Here is a 25,799-nt window from a genome sequence, read left to right on the forward strand (position 1 = left end):
CGAGGGACTACGGGAAGGGGGCACGTCGAGGATGAGCACCAAGGACTTCATCGAGAAGGACTTCTACAAGGTCCTCGGCGTCCCCAAGGACGCCACCGAGGCCGAGATCAAGAAGGCGTACCGGAAGCTCGCCCGCGAGAACCACCCGGACGCCAACAAGGGCAACGCCAAGGCGGAGGAGCGCTTCAAGGAGATCTCCGAGGCGAACGACGTCCTCGGCGACCCCAAGAAGCGCAAGGAGTACGACGAGGCTCGCGCCCTGTTCGGCAACGGCGGCTTCCGCCCGGGGCCGGGCGGCGCGGGCGGCTCCTTCAACTTCGACCTGGGCGACCTCTTCGGAGGCAGCGCCCAGGGCGGCGGCGGCCAAGGAGGAGCCGGCGGCTTCGGCGGCGGACTCGGCGACGTCTTCGGGGGCCTGTTCAACCGCGGCGGCACGGGTACGACCCGTACCCAGCCCCGGCGCGGCCAGGACATCGACACCGAGGTCAACCTCAGCTTCACCGAGGCGATCGAGGGTGCGACGGTCCCGCTGCGGATGTCCTCGCAGTCACCGTGCAAGGCCTGCGCGGGCACCGGCGACAAGAACGGCACACCGCGGGTGTGCCCGACCTGCGTCGGCACCGGCCAGGTGGCGCGGGGCTCGGGCGGTGGTTTCTCCCTCACCGACCCGTGCCCGGACTGCAAGGGGCGCGGCCTGATGGCCGAGCACCCCTGCATGGAGTGCAAGGGCAGCGGCCGGGCCAAGTCCTCGCGCACGATGCAGGTCCGCATCCCCGCCGGGGTGTCGGACGGCCAGCGCATCCGCCTGCGCGGCAAGGGCGCACCCGGCGAGCGCGGCGGCCCCTCCGGCGACCTGTACGTCACCGTGCACGTCGACGCGCACCCGGTGTTCGGCCGCAAGGAGGACAACCTCACGGTGACCGTCCCCGTGACCTTCACGGAGGCGGCCCTCGGCGGCGAGGTCAGGGTCCCCACCCTGGGCGGACCGCCGGTCACCCTGAAACTGCCGCCCGGCACGCCCAACGGGCGCACCATGCGGGCGCGGGGCAAGGGCGCGGTCCGCAAGGACGGCACCCGCGGCGACCTTCTGGTCACCGTCGAGGTGAGTGTTCCGAAGGACCTGACGGGGAAGGCTCGTGACGCGCTCGAGGCGTATCGCGAGGCGACCGCGGGTGAGGATCCGCGGGCGGAGCTGTTCCAGGCCGCGAAGGGAGCATGAGTCAGATGGACGGTCGTCGACGCAACCCGTATGAACTGACCGAGGAGACCCCGGTCTACGTCATCTCGGTGGCGGCCCAGCTGTCCGGCCTGCACCCGCAGACCCTGCGCCAGTACGACCGCCTGGGCCTGGTGTCTCCGGACCGCACCGCGGGCCGGGGGCGCCGTTACTCGGCCCGTGACATCGAACTGCTGCGCACCGTCCAGCAGCTGTCGCAGGACGAGGGCATCAACCTCGCCGGCATCAAGCGCATCATCGAACTGGAGAACCAGGTCGCCGCGCTCCAGTCCCGGGTGGCCGAACTCCAGGCCGCCGTCGAAGGGGCCGCCGCGGCGATGCAGCAGCGCGAGGCGGCGGTGCACGCGTCGTACCGCCGCGATCTGGTGCCGTACCAGGAGGTGCAGCAGACCAGCGCGTTGGTGGTGTGGCGGCCGAAGAAGGCCAAGGACTAGCGGCACGCAGCGGAAAGGGGCCCGGGGAACTCTCCGGGCCCCTTTCCCATGCCCGCACCGCGTCAGGGGATCAGATCCCCGATCGCATCCACGACCAGCATCCACATCGGCTGCGCCCCCGTGCCGAATCCGGCTGCGAGGGCGTGTCCGAGGCTCACGTCCATGGCCTCAGGGGCCGCGTCCGCGCGCCACTCGGCCGCGACCTCGCCGTTGCCCTGGGAGGTGAACTCACCGAGGCGCCGCCCGTCGCGCAGGAGACGGCTGTCCGGCACGGAGTCGGGTAGCAGCCGCCAGACATGCCCGGCGTGCCGGACGTCGACCGCGTACGAACGCCGGGTCAGCCGCCCCTTCGCCGGGCGCACGTCCGCCTGCGCGCCGTCCACGGTGAGCGTGAGCCGGTCGCCGTCCCGGGTGCCGACGGGGATGTGCACCTCGGCCTCGGTGCCGGCGGACCGGCTCAGCACGATCCGCGGTGCCGCCGCGCCCTCGACGACGACTTCGCCGCGCTCGGTGTCCAGACGGACGGTCAGCGTGCCGAACTGGCTGTCCTCGACGAGGGTTTCGGTGATGACGGTCATGCGGATGATCTTCGCAGCTCCGGTCGGGCCGGTCAGGCGGCGGGTGCGATCACCGTCCAGTCGCCCGCGGGGACGGACTCGGTGCCGTCGGCCTGCACACCCGTGACCCGGTAGAAGGACGTGGTGCCGCGCCGCGCGCCCTTGTCGAAGTAGGTGAAGGCCCCGGCCGGGAGTTCGGCGATCTTCTCGTACGTGGCGGAGGCGGCGTTCCACCGGTGAACGCGGAAGCTCTGCGCCGGGTCGGCGGACTCCCCCTCGCCCGCGCCGAGCCCGGACCACACGAGCTGGTTGCCCTCGTCGCCCTCGGCACCCGAAGCCGTCAGATGCAGCGGCGAGCCGTCGGGCGTCGGCACGCTCGGCGTCATGTCGAGCTCCGTCGCGCGCACGGCCTCGACCGGATCGTCGCTCCACTTGATGGCGGAGTTCCCCTCGTCGTCCACGGCGTCGACGAAGAAGCAGACCTCGTCACCGTCCGGGCGCGTGGTGTCTTGAAGACCGGCGAGGTACAGGTCGCTGCGGCGGACGCGGGGGAGGTCGTCGTGAGCAGGGCGCCCGTGGTGGCGAGCACGACCGTCGCCGCGGCTGCGGCGGTCGTGCGTCTGGCTGGGTTCATTCGATCCTCTGGTCGAGTGCGGGACGACGGGTGCGCGTCGTCCTGAACGGGACTCGCGGCGAATGGGGTTGGTTGTACGGATCTTGGAAGCGTGTTCGATCGAAGGATCGGTGGAGGGGGTGTAACGGGTGATGCGATATGTTTCGCCATGTCTTTACATGATCAGCGGAGCGTGGTGTTGCGCACTCGTTAAGTGATTCCGCTTGACGCTGGGGGCGGTCGACGCGTTGGCTTTTCAGTCATCTGGGCGCAATGGCGCGCCCGTGTCCCGAAGGCACCAGAAGTGAGCTCCTCTATGCGTCCCTTGCGCCCCCTGCGCCGCACCGCCACCGCCGTGGCCGCCGCGTCCACGATGACCCTCTCGCTGGCAGCGTGCGGGGCACTGGGCGTCACCGGGGACAGCAGTGAGGCGAGCCCGACCAAGGGTGACGACGTCACCGTGGGACTGCTGCTGCCGGAGACGGCGAACACGCGCTACGACAAGTTCGACTACCCCATCATCAAGAACAAGGTCGCGGAGCTCACCGACAAGCAGGGCCAGGTCGACTACCGCAACGCGGACGCCGACGCCAAGAAGCAGGCGAACCAGCTCCAGCAGATGATCAACGACCAGGTCGACGTGATCCTGCTGGACGCCGTGGACGCCCACGCGATAGCCGACGGCGTGCAGAAGGCCAAGGACGCCGGCATTCCGGTCATCGCCTACGACCGCCTGGCCGAGGGCCCGATCGACGCGTACGTCTCCTTCGACAACGAACTGGTCGGCGAGGTGCAGGGCCGCTCCCTCATGGAGGCCATGGGCCCGGACGTCGACTCGTCCGACAAGATCGTCATGATGAACGGGTCGCTCACCGACCCGAACGCCAAGCAGTTCAAGGCGGGCGCCCTCTCCGAGCTCAAGGGCTCGGTGGACATCGCCAAGAGGTACGACACCAAGGACTGGAAGCCGGAGAACGCCCAGGCCAACATGACCGAGGCGATCAAGGCCATCGGAGCGAACAACATCAAGGGCGTCTACTCCGCCAACGACGGCATGGCCGGCGGCATCATCAAGGCCCTGCAGGCCGAGGGCGTGACCGAGCTGCCGCCGATCACCGGACAGGACGCCGAACTGGACGCCGTCCAGCGGATCCTGAGCGGCGAGCAGTACATGAGCGTGTACAAGTCGTACCCGCAGGAGGCCGAGAGCGCCGCGGAGATGGCCGTGGCCAAGGTTCAGGGCAAGGACATCCAGTTCGACTCCCTCACCCAGGACCAGGTCGACAGCCCGACCGCCAAGGACATCCCGGCCCTGCTGGTCCCGGTGGTCGCCCTGACCAAGAACAACATCAAGCAGACCGTCCTCGCCGACGGGATCTACGATCTGTCGGAGATCTGCGCGGGCGAGTACAAGTCCGCGTGCGCGGGGGCGGGGCTCACCAAGTAGGGCACAGGCACGGCTCGGCAGCCAGGGTCCGTCGGTTCTTCCGGCGGACCCTGGCTCGTTGTCCGGTGGGCGTCGCCGTCGCCGGCGCCCGTGGCGAAGGGTCTGCTTTGCGAGTGCGTTGTGCCGGATCAGGCCGCCGACTCACGGGTGGGGCGCTTGTCGTCGGCGATGCCGTTCCCGACGGTGTTCGCGAGTGTGACGTGGCCCGCCCGGCCGGCCGGCGTGCTTTGCAGCGCACAGCGCAAAGGCCGGGATGACACCCCCAGCTTGTTGCAACCCGACGGACGGAGGCCGGTAAATACCGGGGCGTACCGGTGTTTTACGGCGGCCGTCCCGGCGCGAGTCGTGTTGCGGAGCACGGCCGGTCCGCGCATAGTTGCGCTGCGGAAGCGCGAGCGAACCGTAGGCCCGACGGGCCGAGCACGGTGGGCCTGTCGACCAGGGCCACGCCCGGCCCGGGTGTCCCGGCGGAGGTCGACACCGCGCTCCGGAGGTGAGCGAGCCGGCGAAAGGCAAGAACCGGGGGTGGATGGGGCGATGGCCGGGCACGGGACCGAGGAGCATCCCCACGGTGCCGACCGACTGTGCGAGGCCGGGGACCGCGTGTACTCCCGGGCCGTACGGCGCGGCCGCGTGCCGCGCCGGGACGCGGAGCCGGTGCCCTGCCTGCTGGACCTGGCGCTGCTGCATCCCGACCCCGACGACATGGACTGGCTGGTGCCGACCGCCCCGCAGGAGGTCATGACACGGCTGCTGCGCGGGGTGTACGACGAGGTCAGCGCGAGCCAGCGGCGGGTGGGCTCGGCGGTGGCGGCGTTCGAGTGGTACGCCGGGCTCGGGCCCCAGCTCCCACAGGCGTCCGGCGTCGAGGGCACGGCGATCCGGGTCCTGGACGGTGACGCGCGCATCCAGGGCGCCCTGGACGAGGCGACGCAGGCGTGCACCAGCCAGGTGCTGACCGTGCAGCCCGGCGGCATCCGTCCCGAGCACGAGCTGACGGAGGGGCTGCACCGGGCGATGGAGCTGCGGGGGCGGGGCGTGCGGATGCGCGACCTGTACACGCACGTGGCGCGGCACGGCCAGGGCCTGCTGAACTACCTTGAACTGATGGGCGATTCGGTGGAGGCCCGCACGCTGGACGAGGTGATCGACCGGCTGATCCTCTTCGACCGCACGGTGGCCTTCGTCCCGGCGAACGCCGACCGCACGATGGCCCTGGAACTGCGGCATCCGGCGCTGGTGAACTACCTGGTCACGGTCTTCGAGCGGCTGTGGCGCCTCGCGATCCCGCTGACCGCACCCCTGCCCGACACCGGCATCGAGGGCATTTCCCACCGCGAACAGTCCATCGCGGCGCTGCTCGCCGAGGGCCACCAGGACGCGGTGATCGCGGAGCGGCTGGGGATAAGCGTACGGACGTGCCGGGCGCACATCGCGCGCCTGTCGGAAACGCTGGGCGCGGCGAGCCGTACGCAACTCGGCGTCCGTATCGCCCAGGTGGGCCTGGACCGCTCGCGGGCATCGTCGTCGGGGGCCTCGGTGATCAGCGTGGCCGGGGTTCCCCGGGCGCCCGGTCTACCCGGTCAGGAGTCCCCGACCGGCCGGTGAGACAGCCGGGCTGAGCCCGAACCGGCTCAGCCCGAACCGATTCCTCACCGCACTCCCGTCGCTCAGCTCTCGTTGTCGAGGATTCCGGACTGCGCGATGAGGAAGCCGAGTTGAGCCCGGCTCCCGCTGCCCAGGGCGGTGGCCAGCTTGGCGATGTGGGCCCGGCAGGTGCGCACGTTCATGCCCAGCCGGCGGGCGATCGCCTCGTCGACGTGGCCCTCCACGAGTAGCTTCGCGATGGAGTGCTGGATCTCCGTGATGCCGTCGGGCGCGGTCTCGTAGGGCGCGTGCTCGGTCAGCGGAACCGCGCGGCTCCACATGAACTCGAAGACCTTGATCAGGTAGCGGATGAGTCCGGGCTGGCGCAGCTCCAGGGCCACCTGCTGGTCGTCGCGGGTGGGGATGAAGGCGACCGACTCGTCGCAGATGATCAGGCGCTCGACCAGCTCGTCGATGGTGCGGTACTCCACCTTGCCGTCCGAGAGCTGGGCGACATAGGCCAGCTTCCCCGGATTGTGGCGCACCGTGTGCTGGTAGAGGGTCCTTATGCGCACGCCGCGTTCGATCAGCGGACGGTCGCGCTCCAGGCCCTGCAACAAGCTGCTCTCCGAGATGCGGTTGCTCGGCTGGACCGTGAGCATTTCGGTCTGGCACTGGGCCGTGGCCAGATTGAGGGCGGCGTTGATCCGCTCCCCGCCCTCCAGCACGGTGATGGAGTGCGTGCCCCCCGTCACCTGAGCGCTGAGGTCCATGAATGGCTGGAGTGCGTCGGCCAGCTCGACGGACAGCCGCCTGCGGTCGGAGATCTCCCGCTCGATGGGATTGAGCCGCTGAGCCAGGGCGACCGACGCCGGAACGGGACGCAGCCAGTTCGGGTCGTCCGCGTCCGGGTAGAGCAGAGCGAACTCCATCAGGCAGGGGACCGACTCCACGTCGGTGCGTGCGATACGCCCCGTGCGCAGCGCGTTCGCATAGAGTCGGCCACCTTCCGCGCACATCTCGGTCATCGCATGGGGATGTATCGCTTTAGTCTGATTCGTCACCAAATCTCCACCCCCCAGGGTCCTGAACATGCAGGAACATGATGCACCGATCGTGTGGCCATGAAGTGCCCGAATGAGCCATCGTCTTACTCGACGGGGGAAGAGGGGACCTTCAAGTGAGGACGAAGCCGACTATGCGGAACAGAATGCTTCGCTCGATTCTTGTCGCCGCCTTCTCCACCGTTGTGGCCTTCGGAGTCCTGAGTGGCCTCTCGGAAGCGAAGAGCGACTCGCGAGCGGACAGTAGCTGGCCCACCCAGTCCCAGACTGTCACGATCGCCAAGGACAGTTCGTGGCCGGCCAACGCCGTGGCGAGCAGCGGCGAGCAGGAGTCGGCATGACCACCCCACCCGACGACCGCTCCTTCCGCCGAGAAATGGCCACCGCCTACCGTTCCGGCTGGCACTTCATCGACCTGGTCACCGCGATCCCCCACTCCGGTGACTCGTTGATGGTGACCGTCTTCGGAGAGCCGGTGGTCGTCACACGGGACGAGGACGAGGACGTGCGGGCTTACCGGTGTCTGCGACGGCCTCGGGGGGCGCCGCAACCCGTCAGGTGTGCCATCCGGTACGGAATGATCTTCGTCAATCTTGATCAGCGCGACCACCGCCTGGTGGAACCGGAGGCCCCGGCCCCAAGGACCATCTCAGCCACCCCCCGCAGTGCCTGACGCGATTCCCCCGTCGTAACAGATCGCTCAGGTGCTTCCCCCCGCAGCGGCGTCACCGTGACCTGAACACGGTGACGCCGCTGCAGTTTCCGGGGGACATTTACCCGTATCCCCCTGTTCCTGCGGTGGCCGAAACCGGTCACCCGGTATCCGGCCACCTGGAACCCGGACCCCGGGAATCCCGTCCCAGGGCTCACTCGGGTTCACCCCTGTCCCATCGCCCGCGTCAGTTCGATCTCGATCACCACGCGATCGGGATTCGGCCGCGGCATGCGCCCGTACCGCTCCGCGTACCGGCGTACCGCCTCCGCGACCCTCCCGGGGTCGTTCCGGACGTGCGCCAGGCCCTCCAGCGTTGCCCACCGCCGTCCGTCCACCTGGCAGACCGCGACCCGGGCGCCGTCCGGGCCGCCGGCCCGTACGTGGCCCACCTTCGCGCTGGACTTGTTCGTGATCACCCGAGCAAGCCGCGCCTCAGGGTCGTATGTCACTCCGACGGGTACGACGTGCGGGGTGAGGTCCGGGCGCAGGGTCGTCAGGGTGCACAGGTGTCTCTCCTGCCAGAAGGTGAGGTACGGCGCGTCCGGCGCGCCGGGATCCTGGGGGTATGCCGCCATGGCCCGGAACCCTAGGCCCTGCCGCCAGGTTCCCGCCTGCCACCGCGGCCCGGGCGGACGACGGGAACCTGACGGCAGGGCCTAGCCGCCCCAAGCCTCCCCGGACTACCTTGAGTGGAATAGACTCAACTTTGTGTACGCTGACTCAGTCAGTAATGGGAGACGCTGAGACGCTGACGCCAGGAGGAGAACGCCAACGTGGACGCCGAGCTGACCAACAGGAGCCGGGACGCGATCAACGCGGCCAGTAACCGGGCCTTGACCGAGGGGCATGCGGACCTCACGCCCGCCCATCTGCTCCTCGCTCTGCTCCAGGGGCAGGAGAACGAGAACATCATCGACTTGCTGGCGGCCGTCGACGCCGACCAGGCCTCCGTGCGGGCCGGCGCCGAGAAGGCGCTCGCCGCGCTGCCCAGCGTGACCGGGTCCACGGTCGCGCCCCCGCAGCCCAACCGTGAGCTGCTCGCCGTGATCGCGGACGCGCAGGCGCGGGCCAAGGAGCTGGGGGACGAGTACCTCTCCACCGAGCACCTGCTCGTCGGTATCGCCGCCAAGGGTGGCCAGGCGGGTGAGGTGCTCGCCCAGCAGGGTGCCACCGCGAAGAAGCTGCTGGAGGCCTTCCAGAAGGCCCGCGGCGGGCGCCGCGTCACCACCGCCGACCCCGAGGGGCAGTACAAGGCGCTGGAGAAGTTCGGGACCGACTTCACGGCCGCCGCCCGGGAGGGCAAGCTCGACCCCGTCATCGGGCGGGACCAGGAGATCCGGCGGGTCGTGCAGGTGCTCTCCCGGCGCACCAAGAACAACCCCGTCCTCATCGGCGAGCCCGGCGTCGGCAAGACCGCCGTCGTGGAGGGGCTCGCCCAGCGGATCGTCAAGGGGGACGTGCCGGAGTCGCTGAAGAACAAGCGGCTAGTCGCGCTCGACCTGGGCGCCATGGTCGCCGGGGCGAAGTACCGCGGCGAGTTCGAGGAGCGGCTGAAGACCGTGCTTGCGGAGATCAAGAACTCCGACGGGCAGATCATCACCTTCATCGACGAGCTGCACACGGTCGTGGGCGCCGGTGCCGGCGGGGATTCCGCCATGGACGCCGGGAACATGCTCAAGCCCATGCTGGCGCGCGGTGAGCTGCGCATGGTCGGCGCCACCACCCTCGACGAGTACCGCGAGCGGATCGAGAAGGACCCCGCCCTGGAGCGGCGCTTCCAGCAGGTGCTGGTCGCCGAGCCGACCGTCGAGGACACCATCGCGATCCTGCGCGGGCTCAAGGGGCGCTACGAGGCCCACCACAAGGTGCAGATCGCGGACAGCGCGCTGGTCGCCGCGGCCACCCTGTCGGACCGGTACATCACCTCCCGGTTCCTGCCCGACAAGGCCATCGACCTCGTCGACGAGGCCGCCTCCCGGCTCCGGATGGAGATCGACTCGTCCCCCGTCGAGATCGACGAGCTCCAGCGTTCCGTGGACCGGCTGAAGATGGAGGAGCTGGCCCTCAGCAAGGAGACCGACGCGGCCTCCCTCGAACGCCTGGAGCGGCTGCGCCGCGATCTCGCCGACAAGGAGGAGGAGCTGCGGGGCCTGACCGCCCGCTGGGAGAAGGAGAAGCAGTCCCTCAACCGCGTCGGTGAGCTGAAGGAACGGCTCGACGAGGCACGCGGGCAGGCCGAACGCGCCCAGCGCGACGGCGACTTCGACTCCGCCAGCAAGCTGCTCTACGGCGAGATCCCCGCCCTCGAGCGGGACCTGGAGGAGGCCTCGCAGGCCGAGGAGGAGGCCGCCAAGAGCACGATGGTCAAGGAGGAGGTCGGCTCCGACGACATCGCCGACACCGTCGCCGCCTGGACCGGCATCCCCGCGGGCCGCCTCCTGGAGGGCGAGACGCAGAAACTCCTGCGGATGGAGGAGGAGTTGGGCAGGCGCCTCATCGGACAGGGTGAGGCCGTGCGCGCCGTGTCGGATGCGGTACGCCGCACCCGTGCCGGCATCGCCGACCCGGACCGCCCGACCGGCTCCTTCCTCTTCCTCGGCCCGACCGGCGTCGGCAAGACCGAACTCGCCAAGGCCCTCGCCGACTTCCTCTTCGACGACGAGCGGGCGATGGTCCGCATCGACATGTCGGAGTACGGCGAGAAGCACAGCGTGGCCCGGCTGGTCGGCGCGCCCCCCGGGTACGTCGGCTACGAGGAGGGCGGCCAGCTGACGGAGGCGGTGCGCAGGCGGCCGTACAGCGTCGTGCTGCTCGACGAGGTCGAGAAGGCGCACCCCGAGGTCTTCGACATCCTCCTTCAGGTGCTGGACGACGGACGGTTGACGGACGGACAGGGCCGTACGGTCGATTTCCGCAACGCGATCCTGGTGCTGACGTCCAACCTGGGCAGCCAGTTCCTGGTCGACCCGATCACCAGTGAGTCGGAGAAGAAGGAGCAGGTCCTGGAGGTGGTCCGGGTCTCCTTCAAGCCGGAGTTCCTCAACCGCCTGGACGACCTGGTGGTCTTCTCGGCCCTGTCGAAGGACGAGCTGGGCCGGATCGCCCGGCTACAGATCGACCGGCTCGCCAAGCGGCTGGCCGAGCGGCGGCTCACCCTGGAGGTCAGTGACGAGGCCCTGGCCTGGCTCGCCGACGAGGGCAACGACCCGGCCTACGGTGCCCGGCCCCTGCGCCGCCTCGTCCAGACCGCCATCGGCGACCGCCTCGCCAAGGAGATCCTCTCCGGCGAGGTCAAGGACGGCGACACGGTACGGGTGGACGCCTTCGGGGACGGCCTGATCGTGGGGCCTGCCACGGGGAAGACGCTGTAGCCGCGCCGGAGCAGTGGGACGGCCCGCCCCGAATCCCGGGGCGGGCCGTCGTCACTCGGTCACTCAGTCATGGGTCACCCAGTCATGGGTCAGTCACGTGGTCGCGCGGTCACATGGTGAACGCGGCGAAGCGTACGAGCGCGGTGTCGGCGTCCTCGTACTCCACCCTCACCTGCACCGCGTGGGCGCCCGCGTCGGGATGGCCGCCCGGGGCGTCCAGATCGAGACACAGATCCACATCCACGCCGCCGCAGAACTCCGTCCCGGGCGCCGGCGCGTCCGGATAGGTCTCCTTGAGCCAGCCCGAGACGTCGGCGCGCGGCATGCGGAAGGTCGCGCTGTAATGGATGTCCTGGAACCCTTGCGTCTTGCACGACCCGACGACCTCGGCGCCGTCCGGCAGCTCGGCGCCGCCGAAGTGCAGGGCGTCCGGGCAGGCGACCGTGTCGGCACCGGAGCGGGACGGGTCGTCCGTCATCACCCACATCACCACCAAGGCCATGAGGCCCACCAGGACCAGCCCCGGCAGTGCCACGATCGCGGCTACCACCGGCCATCTGGTGCGGCCCCGGCGCTCCTGTGCGCCCACCTTTGTTCCGGACATGACCCCCACCTTCCGCAATGGTCCGTTGCGACAGGCCAGATCATGTCAGCCGACGGCTGACAGGGCCGGTCCGGGCTTGCCACCCCCCTCCCCGCATGGGGGAGGATGGCGGAATCCGTACGAAGGGAAAATCACGGTGAGCATCGACCCGTCCTCGATCCCGAACTTCGGGGGCCAGCAGCCGGAGCCCTCCGGGCCGCCGCCCGGCCCCGTTGTCCCGGATCAGGACCTCGTGAAGCAGCTCCTCGACCAGATGGAGCTGAAGTACGTCGTCGACGACGAGGGTGACCTCGCGGCGCCGTGGGAGCAGTTCCGTACGTACTTCATGTTCCGCGGCGAGGGTGACCAGCAGGTCTTCTCGGTGCGGACGTTCTACGACCGGCCCCACAAGATCGACGAGAAGCCCCTGCTTCTTGAGTCGATCGACGACTGGAACCGCCGGACCCTGTGGCCCAAGGTCTACACCCACACGCACGACGACGGCACCGTCCGCCTGATCGGCGAGGCGCAGATGCTGATCGGCACCGGCGTGAGCCTGGAGCACTTCGTCTCGTCGACGGTCAGCTGGGTGCGGGCCGCCATCGAGTTCGACAAGTGGCTCGTCGAGCAGCTCGGCCTGGAACAGGAGATCAACGAGGCGGACAAGCCCGAGGACGACGAGGAGTAGTCCTCGACACCAGGATTCGGCAGAGCCCGGCCAGGGCACCGGCCATCACGGTCGCGTGCCGGGCCGGGTTCGTGCTGTCCGCCCCCGTCCACAGGCTGTGGACGAGCGCGAGCGCTCAGCCCGCCAGGGACTTGAGCCGCTTCACCGCCTCCTCAAGGACCTCCGTGCGCTTGCAGAACGCGAACCGGACGAACGGCGCCCCCGCGTCCCGGTGGTCGTAGAAGACCGCGTTGGGGATGGCGACCACCCCGGCCCGCTCCGGCAGGGCACGGCAGAAGGCGAAACCGTCCGTCTCGTCGAGGGGGCGGATGTCGGTGGTGATGAAGTAGGTGCCCGCGGGCTTGAAGACCTCGAAGCCCGCCTCCGCCAGCCCCCCTGCCAGCAGGTCCCGCTTGACCAGCATGTCGTCACGGAAGGCCGCGAAGTAGCTGTCGGGCAGGGCGAGCGCCTCGGCGACCGCGTACTGGAACGGCCCCGACGAGACGTACGTCAGGTACTGCTTCGCCGAGCGCACGGCCGTGACCAGGGCCGGCGTCGAGGTCACCCAGCCCACCTTCCAGCCGGTGAACGAGAAGGTCTTGCCCGCCGACCCGATGGACACCGTCCGCTCCCGCATGCCCGGGAACGTGGCGAGCGGCAGATGCTCGGCGTCGTCGAAGACCAGGTGCTCGTACACCTCGTCGGTCACCACCAGCAGGTCCCGCTCCACGGCCAGCTCGGCGATCGCGGCCTGCTCCTCGCGGGTGAGGACGGTGCCGGTCGGGTTGTGCGGGGTGTTGATCAGCAGCAGCCGGGTGCGGTCGGTGACGGCGGCGCGCAGCTCGTCGAGGTCCAGCCGGAAGCTTCCCTCGTGCGGGCGCAGGGTGACCGGCACGCGCGTGCCGCCCGCCATGGCGATACAGGCCGCGTAGGAGTCGTAGTACGGCTCGAAGGCGATGACCTCGTCGCCGGGTTCGACGAGCGCGAGCAGGGCGGCGGCGATGGCCTCGGTGGCGCCCGCGGTGACCAGGACCTCGGTGTCGGGGTCGTACGACAGCCCGTAGCGCCGCTCCTGGTGCGCGGCGATCGCGGTGCGCAGCTCGGGGACTCCGGGGCCCGGCGGGTACTGGTTGCCGCGCCCGTCGCGCAGGGCCCGTACGGCCGCCTCGCGGACCTCCTCGGGTCCGTCCGTGTCGGGGAAGCCCTGACCCAGGTTGATGGATCCGGTCTGCAGGGCCAGCGCGGACATCTCGGCGAAGATCGTCGTCCCGAACTCGGCGAGCCGGCGGTTGAGCAGGGGGCGGGAGCGGGAGGTCATGCCCGACATCCTGCGCCCAAGCTCCGGAGTTCCTCAACTTCCTTGGGGAAGGTCTCCGCCTTTGCCTGCGCAGACGGGCGGCAGCAGCCCGCGCTTGTTCTCTTCGGACGGCTGCGTACAGTACCTGCGACCATCGATTGGAGAAGACGTTGGACGCGGTCGAGTTCCCTCTGAGCGGTCGGGTGCGCGGGGCCCGGCGATGGCTCGTGGCCACGAGCGCGGCGGGTGCCGTACTCGTGGGAGCCGCTGTGGCATCCGTGGTCGCCGACGCCTCCGGGTGGGTGCCGGTGCCGCGGGCGATCCAGGCGTGTTTGGTGCTGGTGACGCTGTTCGTGCTGCCCGTCGTATGGGTGGGAGTGCACGCTGTGTGGGCGCTGCGCGGGCGGGCCGAGCTGTTCATCGCCGCCGGAGAGCATCCGCGGCGGCGTCCCACCGACCGGCAGTTGGTCAACCACCTGCGCAACGAGCACCCGCTCACGCCACTGTGGTGGATGGTCTGCGTCCTCGGCGGCCTCGGCACGCTCTGCCTAGGATTCGCGCTTCCGTTCGCCCTGGCGGACGGCGCCGCACTCGCCGGCGTACTCCTCGGGACCGGGCTCGCCGTGTCCCTGGCCGCCCTGGCGCTGGCCGTGCCCGGTATCCGCCGCGCCGCCCGCCAGGGCGCGGAGGACGAAAAGCGGCGTGCCGAACTGTGGTCCCTGCCGACCGCCGTCGAACGCCGGCTCATGATCCCCCTCCTCGGCGCCGGCGACGGGGCACACCTCGGAGCCTGAACAATCTTTGGGCGAGAGCACGGCCCGCGGATAGCCCAGTGAGCCCCGAACGGCCCCTGAACTGCGCTTCTGTGCAGGTCAGGGGCCGTTGTGCGATGAGAAGGCTCTGAAGTTCCTCAACTCTGCTTTGGGCCGTGAGGCGGCCGGGCATCTCCCTCCCACGCACCGAGCGGGAGGCGCCCACGGGGGGACGCCACGGTCCGCTTCGGGGGAACGGAAGGAGGCTGACGCCATGATCACAGGGTTTGTTCTGGCGCTGGTCGCATTGGTCTTCGTGTTGATCTTCGTGTCCGCCGTGCGCGGCGGCTCACGGTCGGCCAACCGCTCGCGCAGCCGCAGGAGTCGCTCGCACGACAGCGGCGGCAGCAGCAGCTGGTGGGCCGGCGGGGGAGACAGCGGTGGTTCGTCCTGCGGGGGCGGCTCGTCATGCGGAGGCGGGTCGTCCTGCGGAGGAGGGGGCGGGGGCGGGGGCGGATGCGGTGGCGGAGGCAGCTGACACGGGGCAGCTGAGCTCCCCGAGCAGGGGGAATCGCATCCGTTTGGAGCGGGGCCGGTACCTGGGACCGGCCCCGCTTTCGTGTTCGCACCGGCGCACCGGCGCACCGGCGCACGCCCCGCCCTCAGAGGCGTACGCCGGAGTTGAACAGTTGAGCTGATAAGCCCTCTGAGGGATGGAAACCCTACGAACTTGGGTAAAAACGCTGTGGCGGCGCCACACTTCATGATTCCCTGAAAATCACCAACGCACCCTCTCGGACGTCCCGCGGACACCCCTTCTGACCGGCCGACTGGGCTGACCGGGTCGACTCCCGGTGTCGGCCGGGGTGCGCCGCCGGAGACCGAAACCTCCCCTTTTTCTTTGCGTGCTTGCGGAGCCGACCCATGCTCACGACCCTGAACACCGCCTACACCGACACGCGCGCGGCCGACCTCGCCTGGGCCCTCGGGCGGGAGCCGCTGCCCGCGCTGGCCACGCTCGACCTCGAACTGACCGGGACAAAGCTCCAGTTGCGACTGCTCGGCGCGTCCCACCAGGTGCTCCTGGAGGAGGACCGGGGCATCTGCTCGGAGACGGTGGCCTGTATGCCCGGCAGCAGCACGCCCCTTCCGCTCGGCGTGGCCAAGCGGGCGGGCGACTGGGAGTACGAGTTCGCGGCCCGGGTGGAGATCCTGTCACCAGGTCAGTTCGCCGGTCGTGCCCAGGAGTTGCTGGCCCTGGTCGCCGACCACCCGCACGGCCTGGCCGGCGTCTTCCCCGGCAGCCCGCACGCCTTCACCGCGATGCTGGCCCAGCACCACGAGGGACAGGTGCACTGGCGGACGTGGCACGCGTACCCGCAGGACGGGCAGTTGGTGGCGACGCGCACGAGGGTGGGGGTGAGGGCGGTGGCGGTCACGCGCAGACCCCGGTCCAGGCAGTCCAGCCCGTCCGGCGCTTGAGCCTCCCGGTGGCGGCGACGCAAACGTCCCCCACCTCAAGAACACACGTGTGGGTGACGTAGCGTGCCGCAGGCGTAACGTACCGTCGGCAACGTGATCGAGCCGCACGCCCCCGCCCCGCCCGGCACACCACCGCCCTGGGGTGGCCCCGCACGGCTTCCGGTCAGGCCGGGAACCGGGCGGTTCCTCGTCCTCGCGGGCGTCTTCGTCTGTGCTGCCTGCGGACTCGTGTACGAACTCGAACTCGTCGCCCTCGCCTCGTACTTGATCGGTGACTCGGTCACCCAGGCCTCCGTCGTGCTGTCCGTCATGGTCTTCGCGATGGGCCTCGGCGCCCTCGCCGCGAAACGCCTGCGGCCGTACGCCGCGGCCGGCTTCGGCGCCATCGAGGCGGTACTCGCCCTCGTCGGCGGGTGCAGCGCGTTCGCGCTCTACGCCGTCTTCGCCTGGACCGGCGACTGGGGCGGCCTGTGGGCCAGCGGCCCCCGCTGTCTCCTCGTCGCCTTCTCCCTCATCATCGGCCTGCTGATCGGCGCCGAAGTGCCGCTGCTGATGGAGCTGATCCAGCGCATCCGGCGCCAGGACGCGGGCGGCGCGGTGGCCGACCTGTTCGCCGCGGACTATGTCGGCGCGCTCGTCGGCGGCCTGGCGTTCCCCTTCCTTCTCCTGCCCCTGCTGGGCCAGTTGAGCTCCGCGCTGATCACCGGCGCCGTCAACGCCGTCGTGGGCGGCGCGCTGGTCCTCGGCCTGTTCCGCAGGGACCTCAGCCGCCGCGCCCGCTGGCTGCTGGTGATCGCCAATGTCGCCGTGCTCGGCGTGCTCGCCTCGGCCGCCGTACTCGTCGACGACTTCGAACGGGCGGCACGGCACGCGGTGTACGGGCGGGACGTACGCGTGGCCCTCCACACCGGCCTTCAGGAGGTCGTCATCACCGGCGGCACGCACGGCCGGCCCCTGAACCTCTTCCTGGACGGCCGCCTGCGGGTCAGCGGCCAGGACGAACGCCGCTACCACGAGGCGCTGGTCCACCCCGTGATGAGCGGCGAGCGCACGCGCGTGCTGATCCTCGGTGGCGGGGACGGGCTGGCGGCGCGCGAGGTGCTGCGCCATCCCGGGGTGCACCGGGTCGATGTCGTCGAAGCCGACGCCGGGGTGGTGAGCCTGGCGCGCCGCGATCCTCCGCTGGCCGACCTCAACGACCACGCCTACGACGACAACCGCGTCCACGTCATGACCAGCGACGCCTTCCGCTGGCTGCGGGCGGCGCCGCCGGCGACGTACGACGTCGTCATCTCGGACCTGCCCGACCCCGGCATCACCGCCAGCACGAAGCTGTACTCGCAGGAGTTCTACGGCCTCGCCCGGCGCGCCCTGACCCCGCACGGCCGGCTGGCCGTCCACGCCGGCCCGGCCTCCTCCCGGCCCCGCGTCTTCTGGACGGTCGACACGACATTGCGCGCCGCGGGCCTGCGGACCGCCCCGTACTGCGTCCGGGGCCGCGGTTCCGGTTTTGCGGCCGGCCCCGACCGCTCGGCGGGCCCCACGCGGGCGCCGCACGACTGGGGGTTCATCCTGGCGGGCCATGGCGAACGTCCGGCGTTGCGGCTCGGGGAGGGGGTGCCGCGGCCCGCGACGTTGACGCGGCAGGGGCTGACGGCGGATGCTCGGGCGGCCGAGGGCACGCGGGTCGGGGGGCTGGGGGCGTCGACGCTGGTGCATCCGCGGTACTGAGGGGCGTGGTGGGGTGCAGGGCTCTCGGGCGGATCGGGGAGGGTACGCCCGGCGGGAGGGCTTGCGGTGAGAATCCTCGGATGTGTGGGTGCGGTTCACGCCATGCTGGGTAGGCTCGGTCCCCATGGAGCATGAGGTGTTCGTTCCGGTTGCGGCCGAGCGGCTCAGGGCGGTGCTGGCCGATCCCGCACGGGTTGCCCGGGCGGTCCCCGGGCTCCAGCAGGACGCCGGGGCCGAGCCCGTTGCCGGGCGGCTGAAGGTGCGCGTCGGTGGTCACACGATCACGTATCGGGGTGCCGTACGGGTCTCCGCGCAGGAGGACGGTGACGGTGCGTCCGCCTACGCCGTCGAGGGCGATGCGACCGAGGTGCGGGGCAGCGGGGTTGTGAAGCTCGCGCTCACGGTGCGGGTCCTCGAAGCCGAGGGCGGGGCCACCGTGAAGTTCGCGGGGACTGCTTCGGCGGACGGGCGGGTGGCCGAGTTCTCGGCGGAGGCGGTCGGCTCTGCTGTGGGTCGGTTGCTGAACCGTTTTGGGGAGCAGTTGGGGGTTGTGGCGGAGGAGGCTGTGTCCCCGGAGGCGGGGCAGGAAGCGGGTGCCTCCGAGGATGTGGAGGGGTTGGCTCCTGGGGAGTTCGAGACCCGGGTGACCAGTGACTTCGAGACGACGCCGGATGCGGATGACGCCGCGGCGCCCGGGCCGGCTTCGGCTCCTTCGGCTCCGGCGGCGGGGTCGGATTCCGGCGACGGGGGTGAGGAGGCGTCCGTCTTCGACGCCGAGGTTCCGCCGCCGGCGCTCGAACCGGAGGCGGAGGCTGAGGCCGGGGACGGTGAGGCTCCTGTGGCCGAGGCGGCGCATGCTCGGCGGACGATGATCGGGCGCAGCGCGGAGGAAGTGGATCACGCGCCGCCGCGGGGGCGGTATGCGCCTGTGCCGGCGCCGCAGACTGTCGTGCCGAGTTCCACGTTGCGGTGGGCTGCTCCGGCGGCGGCGATCGTGGTGGCGTCGGCGATTGTGGTGGGGCGGGCGTGGCGGCGGCGCCGTTGAGGGCGTGGGTTTCGCCCCGCCGCCCCTACCCTTCCCGTCCTCCAGGGGCTGCTGCCCCTTCGACCCCGGCCTCTGGGGGCTGCCACCCCCAGACCCCCGCTGTCGACCTGAACGGCCTCGTCCTCAAACTCCCCCAGAGGGGGCACCCCCAGACGGGCTGAAACAACTGGGCCGGCGCCGAGAAGCACCGGGCTCGTCCTCGAACGCCGGACGGGGTTCGGGCCCCTTGATCGTCCCAGTAGGGTCATCCCCGTGAGTAACGAACACATCACGCTGACCGCGGGTGACGCGGAGGTGGACGTGCTGCCGGAGAACGGTGGGCGGGTCGGGGGGCTTCGGGTCGGGGGGACGGAGCTGTTGCGGCAGGGGGAGCGGTTCGGGTGTTTCCCGATGGTTCCCTGGTGTGGGCGGATCCGGGACGGGCGGTTCCTGGACGGGGCCGTCGTGCGGCAGATGCCGTTGAGCGCCCCGCCGCACGCCATCCACGGCACGGCACGCGACGGCGCCTGGAAGGTGGCCAGGGTCGCCGGTGACGAGGCCGTCATCACGTACGACCTGGTCGAGCCGTGGCCCTACGCCGGCCGCGTCACCCACGTCATCGCGCTCACCCCGGACAGCCTCAGCCTCACCATGTCCGTCGAGACGTACGAGACGTCCTTCCCGGCCCAGATCGGCTGGCATCCCTGGTTCAACCGGAACCTCGGCGGAGCGGGCGCCCAGGATGCGCTGCTCGACTTCAGCCCCGCCTGGCAGGAAGAGCGCGGTGACGATCATCTGCCGACCGGGAACCGGATCGAGCCCCGGCCCGGGCCCTGGGACGACTGCTTCGGGATGCCCGGCGGTGTCGACGTCACGCTCACCTGGCCGGGGCAGCTGGAGCTGAAGGTGGCCAGTCGGGAGGAGTGGGTCGTCGTCTACGACGAGCAGGAGGCCGCCGTGTGTGTTGAGCCGCAGACCGGGCCGCCCAACGGGCTGAACACCCTGCCCCGCCTGGTCACGCCCCTGGAGCCGCTCGAGGCCGCGACCGTCTGGAGCTGGCGGCGCCTCTAAGCTGGGCGGCATGACTGACGTACGTGGCGCGCTGTTGCAGCAGATCAAGGACAAGGCCGTGGTGCACGGCAAGGTGACCCTGTCTTCGGGGCTGGAAGCCGACTACTACGTCGATCTTCGGCGCATCACCCTCGACGGGGAGGCCGCTCCGCTGGTCGGGCAGGTGCTGCTCGATCTGACCGCGGAGCTGGAGTTCGACGCGGTGGGCGGGCTCACCATGGGCGCCGACCCGGTCGCCGCCGCGATGCTGCACGCCGCCGCCGCGCGCGGGAAGCGGCTCGACGCCTTCGTCGTACGCAAGGCCGCCAAGGCGCACGGGCTGCAGCGGCAGGTCGAGGGGCCGGACATCGCGGGGCGGCGCGTGCTCGTCGTCGAGGACACCTCCACCACCGGCGGCTCGCCGCTCACCGCCGTCGAGGCCGTGCGCGCGGCCGGCGCCGAGGTCGTCGCCGTCGCGACGATCGTCGACCGGGCCACCGGAGCCGCCGAGAAGATCCAGGAGGGTGCGGGCGTGCCGTACCTGTTCGCGTTCTCCAAGGGCGAGTTGGGGCTCGACTGACCTCGGCCCCGGCGGACGTCCGTCTCGGCTGCTGACAGGCGCTCGGAGCATCCCGGTTCGTCATGGAAAGATGGCCCCGGCGATGCCGACGATGACGTCGCAATCGAGGTCTAGGTCAGGGCCGTAAAGAAGAACGCTGTAAGCAGTACGTCAACCCGCACACTCAAGGAGCGGACAGATGCCCATCGCAACCCCCGAGGTCTACAACGAGATGCTCGACCGGGCGAAGGCAGGCAAGTTCGCCTACCCGGCCATCAACGTGACCTCCTCCCAGACCCTGCACGCGGCCCTGCGCGGCTTCGCGGAGGCGGAGAGCGACGGCATCATCCAGATCTCCACGGGTGGTGCGGAGTTCCTCGGCGGCCAGCACAGCAAGGACATGGTCACCGGCGCCGTCGCCCTGGCCGAGTTCGCGCACATCGTCGCCAAGAAGTACGACATCACCGTCGCCCTGCACACCGACCACTGCCCGAAGGACAAGCTCGACGGGTACGTACGCCCGCTGATCGCCGTGTCCGAGGAGCGCGTCGCGCGTGGTGAGAACCCGCTGTTCCAGTCGCACATGTGGGACGGTTCCGCCGAGACCCTCGCCGACAACCTCTCCATCGCGCAGGAGCTGCTGGAGCGCGCCCGCGCCGCGAAGATCATCCTCGAGGTCGAGATCACCCCGACCGGTGGCGAGGAGGACGGCGTCTCGCACGAGATCAACGACTCGCTGTACACGACCGTCGACGACGCCATCCGTACCGTCGAGGCCCTCGGTCTCGGCGAGAAGGGGCGCTACCTGCTCGCCGCGTCCTTCGGCAACGTGCACGGCGTGTACAAGCCGGGCAACGTCGTGCTCCGTCCCGAGCTGCTGAAGGAGCTGAACGACGGCGTCGCCGCCAAGTACGGCAAGGCGTCCCCGTTCGACTTCGTCTTCCACGGCGGCTCCGGCTCCTCCGCCGAGGAGATCGCGACGGCGCTGGAGAACGGCGTCGTCAAGATGAACATCGACACCGACACGCAGTACGCCTTCACGCGTCCGGTGGCGGCCCACATGTTCCAGAACTACGACGGTGTCCTGAAGGTCGACGGCGAGGTCGGCAACAAGAAGACCTACGACCCGCGGACCTGGGGCAAGCTCGCCGAGGCGAGCATGGCCGCGCGCGTGACGGAGGCCTGCTCGAACCTGCGCTCCACCGGCACGAAGATCAAGTAGCCGTACGCATGCAGCGAGCCCGGTGCTACGGCACCGGGCTCGCTGTATACCTGGGGTCATGCCCGACGTCCGGATGGCCTCCCCACAAGGCAAGTGGATCCTGCTCACCACGGTCCTCGGCTCAAGCATGGCGATGCTGGACTCGACCGTCGTCAACGTCGCCCTCCCCCGGATCGGCGAGGACCTGGACGCGAACCTGTCCGCCCTCCAGTGGACGGTCAACGCGTACACCCTGGCCCTCGCCGGTCTGATCCTCCTCGGCGGTTCCCTGGGCGACCGCTACGGCCGCCGCAAGATCTTCGTCATCGGCGTCGTCTGGTTCGCCGCGGCCTCGCTGCTGTGCGGGCTCGCCCCGAACGCCGGTTTCCTCATCGCAGCGCGGACCCTTCAGGGCATCGGGGGCGCGCTTCTCACACCCGGCTCCCTCGCGCTGATCCAGGCGTCCTTCCACCCCGACGACCGGGCCCGGGCGGTGGGCCTGTGGTCCGGTTTCGGCGGTATCGGTGCGGCCATCGGCCCGTTCCTGGGCGGCTGGCTCGTCGACGGCCCCGGCTGGCGCTGGGTCTTCCTGCTCAACGTCCCGCTGGCGCTGCTGTGCGTCCCCATCGCCCTGCGCCACGTCCCCGAGTCCGATGGGGGCACCTCCCGCTCGAGCCCAGCCGAGAGTGGGGGAGGGTCCAAGCACGGACGCTTCGACGTGCTCGGCGCGGCCCTCGGAGCGCTCTCCCTCGCACTGGTGACGTACGCCCTGATCGAGGCCCGCGATGGGTCCCTGGCCATCGCCGTCACGGCGGTCGCGGGCGTCGCCGCCGGGATCGCCTTCGTGTACGTCGAGAAACGGCGGCCCGACCCGATGATGCCGCTCGACATCTTCGCGTCCCGTCAGTTCACCGCGGTCAACCTGGTCACCGTGTGCGTGTACGCGGCCCTCGGCGGCTTCTTCTTCCTGGCCGCGCTCCAGCTCCAGGTCGTCTCCGGCTACTCGGCCCTGCAGGCCGGTACGGCACTGCTGCCGACGACCGTGCTGATGCTGCTGTTCTCCGCCCGGTCCGGCGCCCTGGCCGACAAGATCGGGCCGCGCATCCCGCTCACCGTCGGGCCACTGGTGAGTGCGGCCGGCCTGCTGCTGATGCTGCGCGTCGGCCCGGACGCCTCGTACGTCGCCGACGTACTGCCCGCCGTTTTCGTCTTCGGCCTCGGCCTGGTCACCCTGGTCGCGCCGCTGACCGCCACCGTCCTCGCCTCAGTGAACGTCGCCCGCGCGGGCCTGGCCAGCGGCATCAACAACGCGGCGGCCAGAGCGGCGGGCCTGATCGCGGTGGCCGCACTGCCGCTGCTCGCCGGCATGAGCGAGGAGGCCTACCGGTCGCCGGACGCCTTCGACAGCGCGTTCGGACGGGCGATGCTGTGGTGTGCCGGGACCCTGGTCGTCGGCTCTGCCATCGCCTTCGCGACGGTACGCACCCTGCCCCCGGACTGCCGCAAACCGGAATGCCTCCACCACGGCTCGATCACTTCGCCGCCGCTGGAGGGGGTGCGCAGTAGGTCCCGGTTGGCGGGCGAGGGGGACGGCTAGGCGCCGGTCCAGGCAATCAAGCCCGTCCGGCGTTTGAGGACGAGGCCCGTTCAGGGCCGAAGTGGGGGTCTGGGGGCCGCAGGCCCCCAGGTGCGGGGCGAAGGGGCGGCAGCTCCTGGCGGACGGGACGGGTAGGGGCGGCGGGGGCGCAGGACAGGGCGCAGGACACGGCACCCACCGGCCCCGGCGATGGCCCACACTTGACCCATGGCCATTCACGAAAACCTCCTCGGGGGCCCGCCCCCGACTCACCTCCCCGACGACCCCGAGCCGCGCGAGCTCCTCGCCGGCGGCACCGCCCCCGCGGACGTCGCAGCGAAGTACCCCACCTCCTCCCTGGCCTGGGCCCAGCTGGCCGACGAGGCCTTCGAGCGCGGCAGCGTCGTGGAGTCGTACGCCTACGCCCGTACGGGCTACCACCGCGGCCTGGACGCCCTGCGCCGCAGCGGCTGGAAGGGCCACGGCCCGGTCCCCTGGGAGCACGAGCCGAACCGCGGCTTCCTGCGCGCCCTGCACGCCCTCGCCCGCGCCGCGGGAACGATCGGCGAGCAGGAGGAGTACGAGCGCTGCTCACAGTTCCTGAAGGACTCCTCGCCGACGGCCGCCCAGACCCTGGGCTAGCCACCGCACCTCCCCTGTCGTGGGGCCCGCCGGTGTGACGAGGGCGGGCCTTGCGATGCGGGAGGACATCCCTGAGGATGCCGGGTGGGGACCGGGGCCCCTTTGTCGATAACGGCAGGGCGGACCGCTACCCGGAGTTACACAGGAGACAGCGATGTCCCAGCAGGCTCACAGGTCCGCAGAGACTCAGGAGCCCGAGACCCCGAATCTCGACTTCGCAGGCACGACGCCGTACGAGGACTACGTCAAGGCGGACGTGCTCACCCACCTCCAGCACACCCTCTCCGACGATCCCGGAGAGATGGTCTTCCTGGTCACGACCCAGGTCATGGAGCTGTGGTTCACCGTCATCGTCCACGAGTGGGAGACCGCGGCACGCGCCCTGCGCGAGGACCGCCCGGCCGTGGCGATCGACGCCCTGAAGCGTTCGGTGCGGGAACTGGACGCCCTGAACTCCTCCTGGAAGCCGCTCGGCCAGCTCACGCCGGCCCAGTTCAATTCGTACCGCAGCGCCCTCGGCGAGGGCTCCGGCTTCCAGTCGGCGATGTACCGCCGGATGGAGTTCCTGCTCGCCGAGAAGTCCGCGTCCATGCTGGTCCCGCACCGCGGCGCCCCCCGCGTCCACGCGGAGCTGGAGAAGGCGCTGCACGAGCCGAGCCTCTACGACGAGGTGCTGCGCTTCCTCGCCCGGCACGGCTGCGCGATCCCGCAGGCAGTGCTGAAGCGGGACGTGTCGCAGAAGTACGAGCCGTCGCCGGCGGTCGAGGCGGCCTGGACCGCGATCTACTCCGGCGACCAGAACTCCGAACTCGCCCGCCTGGGTGAGGCGCTCACCGACGTGGCCGAACTGGTGTGGCGCTGGCGCAACGACCACCTGGTCGCCACCCGGCGCGCGATGGGCGCCAAGGCGGGTACCGGCGGCTCCGCAGGCGTGGCCTGGCTGGAGAAGCGGGCGCAGAAGAACGTGTTCCCGGAGCTGTGGACGGCGAGGTCCCATGTCTGAGTTCGCCGAACTCGCCACCAAGGCCGAGAAGCTCGACGCGACCGACGAACTCGCGGGCAAGCGCGCGGAGTTCGTGCTCGACGAGGTCGTCTACCTCGACGGCAACTCGCTGGGTGCCCTGCCGTCGAACGTGCCCGGACGGGTCGAGGACGTCGTACTGCGGCAGTGGGGGCGGATGCGCATCCGTTCCTGGGACGAGAGCGGCTGGTGGACCGCGCCGGAGCGGATCGGTGACCGGATCGCCCCGCTGGTCGGCGCGGCGGCCGGCCAGATCGTGGTCGGCGACTCGACAAGTGTCAACGTTTTCAAGGCACTTGTCGCCGCCGTACGGATGGCGGAGGCCGCCGGTCCCGGCCGGGACGAGATCCTGGTCGACGCGACCACCTTCCCCACGGACGGTTACATCGCCGAGTCGGCGGCCCGGATGACCGGCCGTACGCTACGGCCCGTGACGCCCGCCGAGGTGCCGGCGGCACTGTCCGGCCGTACCGCCGCCGTCCTCCTCAACCACGTCGACTACCGGACGGGCCGGCTGCACGACCTGCCGGCCCTCACCGCCGCCGTGCACGCGGCGGGCGCGTTCGCCGTGTGGGACCTGTGCCACAGCGCGGGCGCGCTGCCCGTCGGTCTCGACGAGCACGGGGTCGACCTGGCGGTGGGCTGCACGTACAAGTACCTCAACGGCGGCCCGGGTTCGCCGGCGTACCTGTACGTACGCCAAGACCTTCAGGACCGCTTCGACTCCCCGCTCCCCGGCTGGAACTCGCACGCCGAGCCCTTCGGCATGCGTCCCGCCTACGAGCCGGCCGCGGGCGCCCTGCGCGGCCGTGTCGGCACGCCGGACATCCTCTCCATGCTCGCCCTGGAGGCGGCCCTGGAGGTCTGGGACGGTGTGTCGGTCGAGGCGGTGCGGGCCAAGTCGCTGGCGCTGACGGACTTCTTCCTGGAGTGCGTCGGGGCCTATGTGGGGGAGGGACGCGTCGAGTCCCTGACCCCGGTGGCCCATGACGAACGCGGCAGCCAGGTGGCCCTGCGCTGCGAGAACGCCGGGGAGGTCATGCAGCGGCTCATCGACCGAGGGGTCGTCGGCGACTTCCGGCATCCCGATGTGCTGCGGTTCGGATTCACGCCGCTGTACGTGGGGTTCGCGGAGGTGGAACGGGCGGCTCGGGTGCTGGGGGCGCTGCTGCCGGGGTAGCGGTTCGGT

General features: G+C 70.6%; 24 protein-coding genes. 18 read left to right on the forward strand and 6 right to left on the reverse strand.

From position 1 onward, the window contains the following. Nucleotides 1-31 precede the first annotated feature (31 nt). Both dnaJ and ACZ7M7_RS35125 read left to right on the forward strand, forming a co-directional pair. Complete coding sequence (gene dnaJ, locus ACZ7M7_RS35120; protein WP_383615271.1) at nt 32-1,219, forward strand: molecular chaperone DnaJ; 1,188 nt, start codon at nt 32-34, stop codon at nt 1,217-1,219. Nucleotides 1,220-1,224: 5 nt separating this feature from the next. After that, nucleotides 1,225-1,671, forward strand: coding sequence for a heat shock protein transcriptional repressor HspR (locus ACZ7M7_RS35125; protein WP_037706704.1), 447 nt, complete (start codon nt 1,225-1,227; stop codon nt 1,669-1,671). A gap of 62 nt (nt 1,672-1,733) precedes the next feature. On the opposite strand, the gene ACZ7M7_RS35130 is transcribed toward ACZ7M7_RS35125, so the two are convergent. Together ACZ7M7_RS35130 and ACZ7M7_RS35135 are read right to left on the reverse strand one after the other, a co-directional pair. Further along, nucleotides 1,734-2,249, reverse strand: a complete 516-nt coding sequence (locus tag ACZ7M7_RS35130; RefSeq protein WP_472124062.1) for a hypothetical protein — start codon at nt 2,247-2,249, stop codon at nt 1,734-1,736. Nucleotides 2,250-2,281: 32 nt separating this feature from the next. Then, a complete protein-coding gene (locus ACZ7M7_RS35135) occupies nt 2,282-2,689 on the reverse strand; it encodes a hypothetical protein (RefSeq protein WP_472124065.1) in 408 nt (135 codons plus the stop codon). A gap of 468 nt (nt 2,690-3,157) precedes the next feature. Here ACZ7M7_RS35135 and ACZ7M7_RS35140 point away from each other — a divergent pair, with 468 nt between their 5' ends. After that, nucleotides 3,158-4,288: a sugar ABC transporter substrate-binding protein gene (locus ACZ7M7_RS35140; RefSeq protein ID WP_472124068.1), complete on the forward strand. Its 1,131-nt coding sequence runs from the start codon at nt 3,158-3,160 to the stop codon at nt 4,286-4,288. A gap of 537 nt (nt 4,289-4,825) precedes the next feature. Continuing rightward, a complete protein-coding gene (locus ACZ7M7_RS35145) occupies nt 4,826-5,896 on the forward strand; it encodes a helix-turn-helix transcriptional regulator (RefSeq protein ID WP_472124070.1) in 1,071 nt (356 codons plus the stop codon). A gap of 62 nt (nt 5,897-5,958) precedes the next feature. Here ACZ7M7_RS35145 and ACZ7M7_RS35150 read toward each other — a convergent pair whose 3' ends face one another. Beyond that, nucleotides 5,959-6,903 (reverse strand): helix-turn-helix transcriptional regulator, encoded by a 945-nt coding sequence (locus ACZ7M7_RS35150; protein ID WP_472124073.1) that lies wholly within the window; start codon nt 6,901-6,903, stop codon nt 5,959-5,961. Between the two features lie 373 nt (nt 6,904-7,276). On the opposite strand from ACZ7M7_RS35150, the gene ACZ7M7_RS35155 reads away from it, so the two are divergent. Further along, entirely contained in the window at nt 7,277-7,612 is a 336-nt protein-coding gene (locus ACZ7M7_RS35155; RefSeq protein ID WP_369272452.1) for a hypothetical protein, read from the forward strand. Nucleotides 7,613-7,815: 203 nt separating this feature from the next. On the opposite strand, the gene ACZ7M7_RS35160 is transcribed toward ACZ7M7_RS35155, so the two are convergent. Further along, complete coding sequence (locus tag ACZ7M7_RS35160) at nt 7,816-8,229, reverse strand: pyridoxamine 5'-phosphate oxidase family protein (RefSeq protein WP_472124077.1); 414 nt, start codon at nt 8,227-8,229, stop codon at nt 7,816-7,818. Between the two features lie 198 nt (nt 8,230-8,427). On the opposite strand from ACZ7M7_RS35160, the gene clpB reads away from it, so the two are divergent. Further along, nucleotides 8,428-11,025 (forward strand): ATP-dependent chaperone ClpB, encoded by a 2,598-nt coding sequence (gene clpB, locus ACZ7M7_RS35165; protein WP_383614999.1) that lies wholly within the window; start codon nt 8,428-8,430, stop codon nt 11,023-11,025. A gap of 109 nt (nt 11,026-11,134) precedes the next feature. On the opposite strand, the gene ACZ7M7_RS35170 is transcribed toward clpB, so the two are convergent. Then, entirely contained in the window at nt 11,135-11,629 is a 495-nt protein-coding gene (locus tag ACZ7M7_RS35170; RefSeq protein ID WP_383615002.1) for a hypothetical protein, read from the reverse strand. 136 nt (nt 11,630-11,765) lie between these two features. Between ACZ7M7_RS35170 and ACZ7M7_RS35175 the strand changes: the two genes are divergently transcribed. Beyond that, entirely contained in the window at nt 11,766-12,296 is a 531-nt protein-coding gene (locus tag ACZ7M7_RS35175) for a YbjN domain-containing protein (protein ID WP_383615005.1), read from the forward strand. A gap of 115 nt (nt 12,297-12,411) precedes the next feature. Here ACZ7M7_RS35175 and ACZ7M7_RS35180 read toward each other — a convergent pair whose 3' ends face one another. Beyond that, on the reverse strand, nt 12,412-13,602 hold the full coding sequence (locus ACZ7M7_RS35180; protein ID WP_383633614.1) for a pyridoxal phosphate-dependent aminotransferase: 1,191 nt from the start codon (nt 13,600-13,602) through the stop codon (nt 12,412-12,414). A gap of 239 nt (nt 13,603-13,841) precedes the next feature. On the opposite strand from ACZ7M7_RS35180, the gene ACZ7M7_RS35185 reads away from it, so the two are divergent. The 11 genes from ACZ7M7_RS35185 (at nt 13,842) to kynU (ending at nt 25,790) form a co-directional block, all read left to right on the forward strand. Next, complete coding sequence (locus ACZ7M7_RS35185; protein WP_472124082.1) at nt 13,842-14,366, forward strand: hypothetical protein; 525 nt, start codon at nt 13,842-13,844, stop codon at nt 14,364-14,366. A gap of 882 nt (nt 14,367-15,248) precedes the next feature. Continuing rightward, nucleotides 15,249-15,806 (forward strand): DUF2617 family protein, encoded by a 558-nt coding sequence (locus ACZ7M7_RS35190; protein ID WP_472124085.1) that lies wholly within the window; start codon nt 15,249-15,251, stop codon nt 15,804-15,806. A 93-nt stretch (nt 15,807-15,899) separates the two neighbouring features. Then, nucleotides 15,900-17,537: a polyamine aminopropyltransferase gene (locus ACZ7M7_RS35195; RefSeq protein WP_472124088.1), complete on the forward strand. Its 1,638-nt coding sequence runs from the start codon at nt 15,900-15,902 to the stop codon at nt 17,535-17,537. Between the two features lie 124 nt (nt 17,538-17,661). Continuing rightward, nucleotides 17,662-18,582 (forward strand): SRPBCC domain-containing protein, encoded by a 921-nt coding sequence (locus ACZ7M7_RS35200; protein WP_472124090.1) that lies wholly within the window; start codon nt 17,662-17,664, stop codon nt 18,580-18,582. Nucleotides 18,583-18,834: 252 nt separating this feature from the next. Then, nucleotides 18,835-19,632 carry an aldose epimerase family protein gene (locus ACZ7M7_RS35205; RefSeq protein WP_472124093.1) on the forward strand — a complete coding sequence of 266 codons (798 nt, stop codon included), beginning with the start codon at nt 18,835-18,837 and terminating at the stop codon, nt 19,630-19,632. Between the two features lie 10 nt (nt 19,633-19,642). After that, nucleotides 19,643-20,191, forward strand: a complete 549-nt coding sequence (gene pyrE, locus ACZ7M7_RS35210; protein ID WP_383615027.1) for an orotate phosphoribosyltransferase — start codon at nt 19,643-19,645, stop codon at nt 20,189-20,191. Nucleotides 20,192-20,369: 178 nt separating this feature from the next. Continuing rightward, nucleotides 20,370-21,392, forward strand: coding sequence for a class II fructose-bisphosphate aldolase (gene fbaA, locus ACZ7M7_RS35215; protein ID WP_370261656.1), 1,023 nt, complete (start codon nt 20,370-20,372; stop codon nt 21,390-21,392). A 58-nt stretch (nt 21,393-21,450) separates the two neighbouring features. After that, on the forward strand, nt 21,451-22,968 hold the full coding sequence (locus tag ACZ7M7_RS35220) for an MFS transporter (protein WP_472124097.1): 1,518 nt from the start codon (nt 21,451-21,453) through the stop codon (nt 22,966-22,968). Between the two features lie 207 nt (nt 22,969-23,175). Beyond that, nucleotides 23,176-23,589, forward strand: coding sequence for a DUF3151 domain-containing protein (locus tag ACZ7M7_RS35225; RefSeq protein ID WP_328425366.1), 414 nt, complete (start codon nt 23,176-23,178; stop codon nt 23,587-23,589). Nucleotides 23,590-23,743: 154 nt separating this feature from the next. Continuing rightward, nucleotides 23,744-24,592 carry a tryptophan 2,3-dioxygenase family protein gene (locus tag ACZ7M7_RS35230; protein WP_383615033.1) on the forward strand — a complete coding sequence of 283 codons (849 nt, stop codon included), beginning with the start codon at nt 23,744-23,746 and terminating at the stop codon, nt 24,590-24,592. Continuing rightward, a complete protein-coding gene (gene kynU, locus ACZ7M7_RS35235) occupies nt 24,585-25,790 on the forward strand; it encodes a kynureninase (protein ID WP_451172766.1) in 1,206 nt (401 codons plus the stop codon). Before ACZ7M7_RS35230 ends, kynU begins: the two co-directional genes overlap by 8 nt. Nucleotides 25,791-25,799 lie beyond the last annotated feature (9 nt).

Source organism: Streptomyces sp. NPDC111606 (assembly GCF_055656945.1).